Origin of the sequence: Streptomyces sp. GbtcB6 (genome assembly GCF_019091475.1) — a bacterium.
Taxonomy (GTDB): Bacteria; Actinomycetota; Actinomycetes; order Streptomycetales; family Streptomycetaceae; genus Streptomyces; species Streptomyces hyaluromycini.
Genome location: NZ_JAGXJL010000010.1, coordinates 271,011 through 281,367 on the forward strand (window position 1 = coordinate 271,011; position 10,357 = coordinate 281,367).

10 protein-coding genes are annotated in these 10,357 nt (G+C 67.0%); 9 read left to right on the plus strand and 1 reads right to left on the minus strand.

Going from position 1 to position 10,357, the window contains the following annotated elements:
• Nucleotides 1-13: 13 nt before the first annotated feature.
• Complete coding sequence (locus KVT45_RS19605; protein ID WP_217549173.1) at nt 14-364, minus strand: hypothetical protein; 351 nt, start codon at nt 362-364, stop codon at nt 14-16.
• Between the two features lie 79 nt (nt 365-443).
• Between KVT45_RS19605 and KVT45_RS19610 the strand changes: the two genes are divergently transcribed.
• From KVT45_RS19610 to rplC, 9 genes are all read left to right on the plus strand, one after another.
• Nucleotides 444-1,091: a hypothetical protein gene (locus KVT45_RS19610; RefSeq protein WP_217549175.1), complete on the plus strand. Its 648-nt coding sequence runs from the start codon at nt 444-446 to the stop codon at nt 1,089-1,091.
• A 13-nt stretch (nt 1,092-1,104) separates the two neighbouring features.
• Nucleotides 1,105-1,560 carry a hypothetical protein gene (locus tag KVT45_RS19615; protein ID WP_217549177.1) on the plus strand — a complete coding sequence of 152 codons (456 nt, stop codon included), beginning with the start codon at nt 1,105-1,107 and terminating at the stop codon, nt 1,558-1,560.
• Nucleotides 1,561-1,684: 124 nt separating this feature from the next.
• Nucleotides 1,685-2,017, plus strand: a complete 333-nt coding sequence (locus KVT45_RS19620; protein ID WP_217549179.1) for a hypothetical protein — start codon at nt 1,685-1,687, stop codon at nt 2,015-2,017.
• A 130-nt stretch (nt 2,018-2,147) separates the two neighbouring features.
• Nucleotides 2,148-6,764: an RHS repeat-associated core domain-containing protein gene (locus KVT45_RS19625; RefSeq protein WP_217549181.1), complete on the plus strand. Its 4,617-nt coding sequence runs from the start codon at nt 2,148-2,150 to the stop codon at nt 6,762-6,764.
• Complete coding sequence (locus KVT45_RS19630; protein ID WP_217549183.1) at nt 6,761-7,306, plus strand: SMI1/KNR4 family protein; 546 nt, start codon at nt 6,761-6,763, stop codon at nt 7,304-7,306. Before KVT45_RS19625 ends, KVT45_RS19630 begins: the two co-directional genes overlap by 4 nt.
• A 359-nt stretch (nt 7,307-7,665) precedes the next feature.
• Nucleotides 7,666-8,415 carry a hypothetical protein gene (locus KVT45_RS19635; RefSeq protein WP_217549185.1) on the plus strand — a complete coding sequence of 250 codons (750 nt, stop codon included), beginning with the start codon at nt 7,666-7,668 and terminating at the stop codon, nt 8,413-8,415.
• 4 nt (nt 8,416-8,419) lie between these two features.
• Nucleotides 8,420-8,929 (plus strand): hypothetical protein, encoded by a 510-nt coding sequence (locus tag KVT45_RS19640; protein WP_217549187.1) that lies wholly within the window; start codon nt 8,420-8,422, stop codon nt 8,927-8,929.
• A gap of 452 nt (nt 8,930-9,381) precedes the next feature.
• Nucleotides 9,382-9,690, plus strand: coding sequence for a 30S ribosomal protein S10 (gene rpsJ / locus KVT45_RS19645; protein WP_003948644.1), 309 nt, complete (start codon nt 9,382-9,384; stop codon nt 9,688-9,690).
• Between the two features lie 17 nt (nt 9,691-9,707).
• The gene (gene rplC, locus KVT45_RS19650; protein ID WP_062706771.1) at nt 9,708-10,352 is read left to right on the plus strand and encodes a 50S ribosomal protein L3; all 645 of its coding nucleotides are present in this window, start codon (nt 9,708-9,710) and stop codon (nt 10,350-10,352) included.
• The last annotated feature ends 5 nt before the right edge of the window (nt 10,353-10,357 follow it).

The window sequence follows — 10,357 nt, forward strand, 5'->3', positions numbered from 1 at the left end:
CGGAGGACGCGGACTACTCCGCCTTGTTCCCGCCACCACCCTGCTGCTGCGGCTGGCCCTCCGGCCGCACCGCGTCCTTCGCCTTCTTCGCGAGGTCGTCGTCCAGCTTCTTGAACTCGCGGACCACGGTGTCGGACATGTCGGCGAGCGAATCGATCTGCTTGGTGATGTCCTCGCGGCCGTCATGCCAGTTGGACTCGAAGTCGTCGAGGGCGTCGTAGACCGTGCCGCTGCCGACGTCGTCCTTGTAGGACTCGAACATCTTCTTGGTGTGGTTCAGACGCTCCTTGATGGAGCGCAGCTGACGGCCGTAGTCCTCCAGCTCGCTCAGCGGTATCGCGAGATCGCTCTTGCCGTTGCCCACGTGACCGTCCCCCGTTCGCGCGTCTCGTAGTCTGGGCCGCACCGTACATCACACCATCAGACGGGGGACGACGTACACCATGGCCCGCTACATAGAAACGCTCACCATCGAGCGCGGCGGATTCCGGATCAAGGTGCCGGAGTCGTGGTGGGAGTTCGACGTGCGCCCGGAGTCGCGGGACGACTCGATCCGGCGGATGGTGAACGAGCGCATCGCCCAGTACCCGGAGCTGGCGCAGTACCGGGACACGTACGTCGGCTTCCTGCGCAAGTCCGCGGCCGACGCGTGGAAGTCGGGCGCGATGTACTGCGGCTGCATGGCGGAGAGCTTCGGCGGCGACACCCCGATCACGGGCTCGGTCACGGTGTCGCTGGTCGGCGGCCGTACCCGCGAGGGCGCGCCGCTCTCCAACGACCCGGCAGCCATCGCCGCTCAGCTCGCGCCGAAGGAGGCGCACCGGGAGGGCGACTCCTGGCGCAAGGTGACGACCGTCGACATCCCCGGCGTCGGCCCCGCCGCCCGCACGTACGGCATCGAGGACGTCCCGATCCCCGAGGACAGCCTCAACCGCACGATCCGCGCGGTCCTGATGCAGACGTTCATCCCGGTCCCCGGCCAGGAGGGCAAGGTCGCCCTGGTCGCCGGCAGCAGCCAGGTCCTCGACCTCGCCGACTCCTTCTTCGACATCTTCGACGCGGTCACCTCGACGTTCCGCTTCGCGGACTGAGCGGACCGGCCTTTTGGACTGGGAGAGCGGCGAGGGGCTGCTGAGCCTTGACGACCCCGCGGAGTGGGACGCCGCTCTGGAACGCGGCGAGTCCCGCCTCGGTACGGCGGTGATCGGCCTGGCCCTCAACTGTCCACTGGAGGAGGTGTCCCCGCGGATCGCGAGGGCGCTGAACCTCCCGGACCAGGGTGAGCGGGGGTATGCCTTCACCGCGGCGGGCACCGCGGCCCGCCTCAACGGCCGACTGACCCCGGAGCTGTTCGCGGCGCTGCGCGCCGAGGGCCCGGGCGGCCTGGCCGAGGACGCGATCAACGACACGCTGACCTTCGTGCCGTTCCGGGACCTGCCGCCGTGGTTCAAGCGCCGGTGGGTGTACATGACGGTGCGCGGCAGGCTGGAGTACTGGTGGGTGAGCGCCGGGGACGCACTCGAAGAAGGCTGGCGGGCGCTGCGTGGCCGCCAGCGCTGAACCGAAGGAGACGCAGTGACCGCACGAGAAGGGCTGCTGCGTCCTGCCCGGCGTCACGGACGACGAAGCCGCCGAGCCGGCAGGTCACCCGTTCCGGTTTCCGACGAGTAGGACCTCCGACGCCATGACAGCGGAATTCCTGATGGATCTCGATCAGGGCATGGTCGAGTATTTCCGGGACATCGCGAACGAGATGATCTCCAGGTTCGGTATCTCCCGCGCGGAGGCCGTGGCCAGAATCAACGAGCGCTATCACAACGCGGAGATCTCGGCGTACCCCGATCTCATGTGCCACGAGCTCCCGGAGTACTGGTCGTACGGCCTGTACTACTACCCGAACGTGTCCGGACGTCTGCCCACCGGCGACGACGCCGACGACGAGGGTCTCGACCTGTCCGTCCTGCGGGTCCGCCCCGCGCCTGCGGAGGGTTCCCGCTACTGGATGCTCGTGACCTGACAGCGGGCGCACCTGCCGGCCGCGTCTCTCATGAGTCTGACCGTCGGCTTCACCTCGAACGACCGTTCCTTGTAAGTTCACTTGTGCACAGGGTTCTTGACGGGGCGTACGCGACGGGGGTTGCGGGGACATGGCGGGCTACCGACCGGCGGACTGGCATCCACTCGACCTGGACAGGGACCCGACCCCGGGTGACCCGCAGCGCGTCCGCACCCTCGCCACGCAGCTGCACGACTTCGCCGACGACGTCTCCGACGCCCTGCGCCTGGTCAAGGGCATGGCGGGCGAGGACACCCTTCTGCAGTGGGCGGGCAAGTCGGCGGAGGTGTTCAAGGAGCAGTTCAAGGACGTCCCGAAGAACCTGAAGAAGCTGAAGAAGTCCTACGAGATGTGCGGCGACGCCCTCGCGGACTACTGGCCGAAGCTGGAGCGGGCCCAGGCCCTGGCCGACAAGGCCCTCGCCAAGGCGAAGGAAGCCCAGTCCGATCTCTCCTCCGCCAAGTCCCGGCTCTCCTCGGCCGATTCGTGGGTCACGCGGGCGACGAAGGAAGCCGACAAGTACAAGGACGACCCCACCGGCAGCAAATCGGACGGTGACAAGCCGGACGAGGGCAAGGTCCGGGCCGCCACCCGGGACGTGCAGAGCGCCAAGTCGGCCCACACCCAGGCGCAGTCGGACGTCACCACCGCGCAGAACGCCCTCGACGCCGCGAAGAAGATGGCCGAGGACGCCCGCAAGATGCGGGACGACGCGGCGGGCGAGGCGAAGCGGAAGATCGACGAGGCCTCCGATGCCGGGATTCCGAACCGGCACTGGTGGCAGGACGTCGGTCACTGGTTCGAGGACAACTGGGACACCATCGTCACCGTCTGCAAGGTCGTCGTCGCGGTCGTCGGGATCATCGCGATGATCATCGGCGGGCCGATCCTCGGCGCGATCGTGCTCGTGGCCGCGCTCGTCGTGCTCGCGGACACGCTCTACAAATACTCCCAAGGCCAAGCGTCGCTGTGGGATGTGGCGTTCGCGGCGCTGGACTGCATACCCGGCGGCAAGGGCATCACCAGCCTCGGCAAACTCGCCAAGGGCCTGAAGGAGATGAAGAACCTCCGCGGCGGCATGAAGGCCATGAGCCTCGCCGTCCGCGGGCTGGGCAAGAGCGGGCGCCGGATGCTTGACGATGTCCTCACCGGGGGGAAGGACGCGCTCGGTCGCCTCAAGTCGCGCATCCGGGGCTGCGGCGACCCGATCGACATGGCGACCGGATGGATGTTTCTTGCGCAGTCCGATCTGAATCTCCCCGGCACCCTGCCGCTTGGCCTTTCCCGGCAGGTGGCATCCGGGTATCGCACGGGCTGGTGGTTCGGGCCCTCTTGGGCCTCCACCCTCGATCAGCGACTGGAGATCGACGAGCAGGGCGTCGTCTTCGTCACCGAGGACGGCCGACTACTTTCGTACGCGCATCCAGCCGACCCGGACACACCGACGTTGCCGGAGACCGGGCCTCGCTGGCCCCTCCGTCGTCTCGACGGCGGTGGCTACCGGGTGCAGGATCCCGCATCCGGCCTGACGCGTCACTTCGACAGGCCCACGGGTGGGCTCTGCCCTCTGCTGCGGATATCGGACCGCCACGGCAACGCGGTCCAGTTCGACTACGCTCCCGACGGGGCACCGGTCGCCGTCCGGCACTCGGGTGGCTACCACGTGAGGATCACGACCGACGGCCTGCGCGTGACGGCACTCCACCTGGCGGGCGCCGCCGAGGACGGTACGGACGCCGAGGTCATGCGGTTCGGCTATACGGACGGCAATCTCACCGAGGTCATCAACTCGTCCGGCCTTCCGTTGCGGTACGTCTATGACGACAGGCTGCGCGTCACATCGTGGACGGACACCAACGCAAGCACATACACCTACGCATACGACGGACAGGACCGGTGCATCGCGCAAGGCGGTGAAGCCGGACACTTGGCTGCTGTCCTCGACTACGACGGCATCGACGAGGCCTGGCCCGGAAAGCGCATCACGACTCACACGAGTGCCGAGGGCGCGGTCAGCCGTTTCGTCGTCGACGAGCGGTTCCTGATCGAGGCAGAGATCGACGCATGCGGTGGTGTGACGGTCAACGAGTACGGCAGCGAACAGCAGTTGGTGGCGTGGACGGATGCCCTGGGGCACTCGACGCGCTTCTCCCACAGTCCTGGCGCGCGGCTCACCGCCGTCACTCGTCCGGACGGAGCGACGACGCACTACTCCTACACGGAAAGGGGGCAACTCGCGACCGTAGCCCTGCCAGGCGGAGCATCACTTGCGAGGGAGTACGACAGCAGGGGCAACTGCGTCGCGATCACCGACCCCCTCGGTGCCACGACGCACTACGAATACGACGAGACGGGCGCCCTGGCCGGTGTCGTCGACGCGCTGGGCGCCAGGACACTGCTGACGAACAACAGAAGCGGATTGTGCGTCGGCATAGTGGACCCCTTGGGACACCGGGTGACGAGGGAGTACGACGCCTTCGGCCGGATTCGCACCGTCACGGACCCGGAAGGGAGGATGACCCGCTACCAGTGGACCACTGAGGGAAAGCTCGCGCGGACAGTCGGCCCGGACGGAGCGACCGAGACGTGGGAGTACGACGGCGAGGGCAACTGCACCCGTCACATGGACGCGGGCGGCGGCGTCACGACGTACGAGTACACGCACTTCGACCTGCTGAGCGCGCGTACCGACGCGAACGGAGTTCGTTACGAGTTCTCCTATGCGCCGTCCCTGAATCTGACCAGGGTCACTGACCCAAGAGGGCTGACCTGGGATTACACCTATGACGCGGCAGGCCGACTGATCAGCGAGAAGGACTTCGACGACCGTCGGGTCGACTACGGCCGAGATGTGGCGGGCCGGCTCGTCTCCCGCACCAACCCTCTTGGGCAGACCGTCCGCTACAGCCTGGACGCGCTCGGCCGGACCGTCGCGAAGGACGCAGCCGGCACGGTCACCTCGTACGAATACGACGTCAACGGTCTGCTGTGCCGGGCCCTGGGTCCGGGCTGTGACCTGGTCCGGCGCAGGGACGGTGCGGGACGGGTCGTAGCCGAGACGATCAACGGCCGTACGCTCTCCTTCCGTTACGACGGCCGAGGACGGCGCAGGTCACGCACCACACCCGCCGGCGCGGTGGCCGAGTACACGCTCGACGCGGCGGGCCGGACCACGTCACTGACCACCTCGGGTCACCGTCTCGATTTCGCCCACAGCGCGGCAGGACGTGAGACATCGCGCGCCATCGGCGACTCGTTGCTGCTGGAACACGACTGGGATCCGGCAGGCCGCCTCGTCGGCCAGAGGCTGTCGGCAGCGGGCGAGACCGTGGAGCAGCGCGCCTACTCGTACCGTCCGGACGGCTACCTCGTGGGCATGGAGGACATGCTGACCGGGCCGACCTCGATCGACCTCGACACCGCCGGGCGCGTCACCGGCGTGCGCGCACAGGACTGGGTCGAGTCCTACGCCTACGACCAGGCCGGCAACCAGGTCGAAGCGACATGGCCGCAGCGTGGCGCGGGCTCGGTGCGGTACGAGTTCGACGGGGCGGGCCGGGTGACCGCCAGGCGTAAGCGCCGTCTGTCCCGCAAGGCGGACGCCTGGACGTACACGTGGGATGCCGAAGACCGGCTGACGTCCGTCACCACACCGGACGGGACGGTCTGGCGTTACGCCTACGACCCCATGGGACGCCGAATATCGAAGACGCAGTGCGCGGCCGACGGCGTGACGCCGGTCGAGGTCACTCGATTCGTCTGGGACGGCGTGACCCTGGCCGAACAGACCACGGTTGCCGACGGTCGGCGGTATCCCGTCACCCTCACCTGGGACCACGACGGCCTGAACCCGCTCACACAGACGGAACGCATCACCGATGCGGCGACTCGGCAGGACATCGACTCCCGGTTCTTCGCCATCGTCACCGATCTCGTGGGTGCTCCCACCGAACTCGTCGACGAAACCGGCACGGTCTCCTGGCGATCGAGGAGGACGACCTGGGGCGTCACGGCCCAGGCACCAAGTGGAACGGCCCACACACCGTTGCGCTTCCCCGGGCAGTACCACGACCCGGAGACGGGCTTCCACTACAACTATCACCGCTACTACGACCCCGAGACCGGCCGATACGCATCCCAGGACCCGGTGGGCCTTGAGTTCGCCTTCAATCCGGTCACCTACGTCCATAACCCGTGGCGATGGGTGGACCCCCTCGGTCTGGGACCGTGCAACGGTGTCATCGAGCACAACGGGAACGTCCACTACCTGCCATTGGACGCCGATGGGCGGGCGACCGGCGTCAATGCGATCATCTCGAAGGACATGCTCGACACCGGAAGCTCTGCAGCTCAGGACATCCATCCATCCGGATGGAGCGGGCACGGTACGAAATTCAATGAGGGGCGCGGGCATCTGCTGGCGGATCGCCTGGGAGGGCGGGGGGATCTTGAGGAGAACCTGGTGACTCTCACTCAGGACCCCACCAACACTCCGATCATGCGGGACCAGATCGAGCAAAAGATCTATGACGCGGTGGACGCCGGCGAGACCGTCAGATACGAGGTTCGGGCCCACTATCCTGAGCCGGGCGACGTGGCCCCTCATAAATTGACCTTCCATGCCCGCGGGGACAAGGGGTTCACCCTCGACGAAGAACTGGAGAACCCTGCCGGAATGTTCGGATTCGGTGAAACGGAGATGCTGTGACCGCACGAGAAGAGCTGCTGCGACTGGTGCCGCCTCCGGAGGAAGCTGCCGCAGAAATCGACTGGGAGTCAGTCGAGGATGAGCTCGGGATCTCTCTGCCCGACGACTACAAATGGCTGGCAGAGCGATATGGGTCGGGATCCTTCGATCAGTTCATGACCATTCTGCACCCGAGTTCAAGATTTTATCCCACACGCCTCGTTGATGCCGCTGAACGTTCGGCCGAAATCTTGGAGCAAATGCCCGATAGCCTGAAAAGGAAGGTCCCGTACGAGATCGACGAACTATTGGCGGTCGGGAAGACCGACAATGGTGACACGATCTACTGGATTACCAATCCCGAAGAAGACCCGAATGCCTGGACTGTGACGGCGAACGGGGCGCGCAACACGAAGTGGCCGCACTTCGATGGCGGAATCGTGGAATTCCTTGTGGCAATCCTGTCGAGGGTGACCCGGTTGGATGTGTTTCCCAGTGACTTCCCGCACCCGCATCCGGCCTTCACTCCGGACCCGGACCCGAGCGCCCTTCGCCGCCGATGAAGGGCGGGGCGGGATAGCCGTCCTGCCCGAAGGCACGCACCACGAAGATGCCATGTCCGCAGTCTCCGCAACGGACCTCCGCGTACCCTGTCCTATCCGTGCGGCGCCCCACTTCCTTGCAGGTCAAGGACTGGGCATCGCAGTTGGGGCAGTGAGCCACCGTCACCTCGACCTCACCGCGCAGGATTTCCCTGCCCAGCACCGACCACCTGTTGTCGTGCGCTGCGTCCATCCGTCGGTCTCCATGGGGGGCGGCTGCCTTGCCGGGAACGAGTCTCGCAGAGATCGCGGCGAACGATGTGCCGCAGCGGGATCTGGCATCCGCCGTCCAGCCGAGCGGTTCAACCCCACAAGGAACCATGGATCTGCAGTCCACCGTCGCCGCGTTCCCGCAGGTCACGCCGATCGACGGCCTGGACCGCGCCTGGACGTGGCGGCTGAACCCGGTGCTGAACTTCGCGGGCGCGCTGACTGCCGACGGCACCCGGCTTCTCCAGACGAACCAGGTGCGCCGGCACGACGAGGCGCTGGCGCGTGCGGTCCTGGCCTTCGCCCGCGCGCACGAGTCGGAGCTGATCGCCGAGGGGCGCTTCCTGACCTGCGTCGGCGGCTTCGAGGCGCCTGGGTACGGCTTCGACGCCCTGGCGGCCACCGTTCCCGGGGTGCACGGCCACCACCGGGTCCGGAACCCCGACCTCACGCCTCTGACCACCATCGTCTTTCCCGCGTACCGGTGCGAGTTCTCCGGGCGGGAGACACGGGAAGAGGCGAAGGCCAGGTATCACAAGATGCTGCCCACCGCGGACATCGGCCGCGGGCCCGTGCCGTTTCTGAAGATGCGCTTCGACAACCCCCGTACCGGCGGAGGCAGCAACAACCCGGGGCGTGCCCTGGCCCGGCCCGAGGTCCTGCAAGCCGAGATCCCGGAGCTGAGGGACGCTCCCGGCGGGTTCGTGGAGTACGAGAACCACGCCGGTGACGTACGGCGTGTGGAATGGGAGCAGAACGGCACGTGGGTGCTCTCAGACGCGTCCGGGAGGCATGGGCTGGGGCTGGGCGAGCTTCTGGCCCTGGTGGAGGAGAGCCTGCGCGGCCCGTATGGATGGTGACCCGATGTCCGGCAATCCCCGGCTCATGCGGTGGCAGCGGAGCGGGGACGAAGCGGACCGGCCGACCGGGCTGCGTGCCGAATGGATGGACGACTCCGCGCCCAGGAGCGAGTTTCCCAGCGGCAGTCCCGGAGCGCCCGTGCTCAGCCGCCGTCTGGCCGAGGGGTTCGGAGACGAGCTGCTGTCGGCCGGGAGCCTGGTACCTGTCGAGATCCGCAACGGCAAGGGCGACGACTACGTCCTGTACCTCGTCGATCAGGTGGTCGACTGCCTGGATCTGCGCAGGTCGTCCAAGCCGAAGCGGAACGGTGAGGTCAAGAAGCCCGTCTACCGTCCCGAAGCGCTGCCGTCCCGGCCGGCCGCCTTCCGCCTGCCGCAGTTTCCTCGCGCCGTCCAGTGGAACAGCTGGGCCGTCGATCGGCTGCTCGATCTCACGGGAGACCAGATCGAGGCCCGTCTGACCTGGTCGGAGGAGCCTGGGGCCAAGCTTCACCCGGATCCGTGGGGGTTCTGACCCCCTACCGGCAGGGGAGCCGAGGCGTCGGCGACCGAGCCTGTGTTTGACTCACGTCACCCTGGGGGTATCCTCTCCGGCCCCCGATTGGCCAGCCCCCCGGCCCGTATGGCAGACTGTCGGAGTTGCTCGGTCGAGTGTTGATGCTGCGCGCCTCCCGCCGGGAGGACCGGAAGCGAGTCCCACAGTACTCGTCGCCCTAACTGCCTGCGGGCAGCACTGGGGCGGACGTACGGGAATCTTTCGGGAAGTGCGGTGCGGCACCGGCCAGGCACCCGGTGGGCCTTCCGCCCTCGGCTTGCGGTTCCGGAAGGGCCGTGCTTTCCCTGCAGGGATGTTCGAACAAGGGGCATCTGTGTCGGCGAGAGCGCGACACACCCGACCGCGTGGGTCGGAGAAGAGAAGAAGTCACCGGGTTCCAGAGCGTGCAAAGACAGGACTACTGAGTAGCCATGGCGGGACAGAAGATCCGCATCCGGCTCAAGGCCTACGACCACGAGGTCATCGACTCCTCGGCGAAGAAGATCGTCGAGACGGTGACCCGCACTGGTGCGTCGGTCGCGGGCCCGGTGCCGCTGCCCACTGAGAAGAACGTGTACTGCGTCATCAAGTCGCCGCACAAGTACAAGGACTCGCGCGAGCACTTCGAGATGCGCACGCACAAGCGCCTGATCGACATTCTCGACCCCACCCCCAAGACCGTTGACTCTCTGATGCGACTCGACCTCCCGGCCGGTGTCGACATCGAGATCAAGCTCTGAGGGTCGGTGAGCTGAGAATGGCTAAGCAGATCAAGGGCATCCTGGGCGAGAAGCTCGGCATGACGCAGGTGTGGGACGAGAACAACCGTGTTGTTCCGGTCACCGTCGTCAAGGCCGGCCCCAACGTCGTCACCCAGGTCCGTACCAATGACGTCGACGGCTACGAGTCGGTCCAGATCGCCTTCGGCGAGATCGACCCGCGCAAGGTGAACAAGCCCCTCAAGGGTCACTTCGCGAAGGCCGACGTCACCCCCCGTCGCCACCTTGTCGAGATCCGTACGGCGGACGCCTCCGAGTACACCCTCGGCCAGGAAGTCACCGCCGAGGTCTTCGAGGCCGGCGTGAAGGTCGACGTCACCGGCAAGAGCAAGGGCAAGGGCTTCGCCGGTGTCATGAAGCGTCACAACTTCAAGGGCCTCGGCGCCGGTCACGGCACCCAGCGCAAGCACCGCTCGCCCGGTTCCATCGGTGGCTGCGCCACCCCGGGCCGCGTGTTCAAGGGCCTCCGCATGGCGGGTCGCATGGGCAACGAGCGTGTCACCACCCAGAACCTGACCGTCCACGCCGTTGACGCGGAGAAGGGTCTGCTGCTCATCAAGGGCGCGGTTCCCGGTCCGAACGGCGGCCTCGTCCTGGTCCGCACCGCGGCCAAGGGGGCCTGAGGTAA

What these genes read in the sequence shown, in the direction of transcription:
- KVT45_RS19610 (WP_217549175.1), top strand. Translation starts at nt 444, where the DNA reads ATGGCCCGCTACATAGAAACGCTCACCATCGAGCGCGGCGGATTCCGG.
- KVT45_RS19620 (WP_217549179.1), top strand. Translation starts at nt 1,685, where the DNA reads ATGACAGCGGAATTCCTGATGGATCTCGATCAGGGCATGGTCGAGTAT.
- KVT45_RS19625 (WP_217549181.1), top strand. Translation starts at nt 2,148, where the DNA reads ATGGCGGGCTACCGACCGGCGGACTGGCATCCACTCGACCTGGACAGG.
- KVT45_RS19635 (WP_217549185.1), top strand. Translation starts at nt 7,666, where the DNA reads ATGGATCTGCAGTCCACCGTCGCCGCGTTCCCGCAGGTCACGCCGATC.
- KVT45_RS19640 (WP_217549187.1), top strand. Translation starts at nt 8,420, where the DNA reads ATGTCCGGCAATCCCCGGCTCATGCGGTGGCAGCGGAGCGGGGACGAA.
- rpsJ (WP_003948644.1), top strand. Translation starts at nt 9,382, where the DNA reads ATGGCGGGACAGAAGATCCGCATCCGGCTCAAGGCCTACGACCACGAG.
- rplC (WP_062706771.1), top strand. Translation starts at nt 9,708, where the DNA reads ATGGCTAAGCAGATCAAGGGCATCCTGGGCGAGAAGCTCGGCATGACG.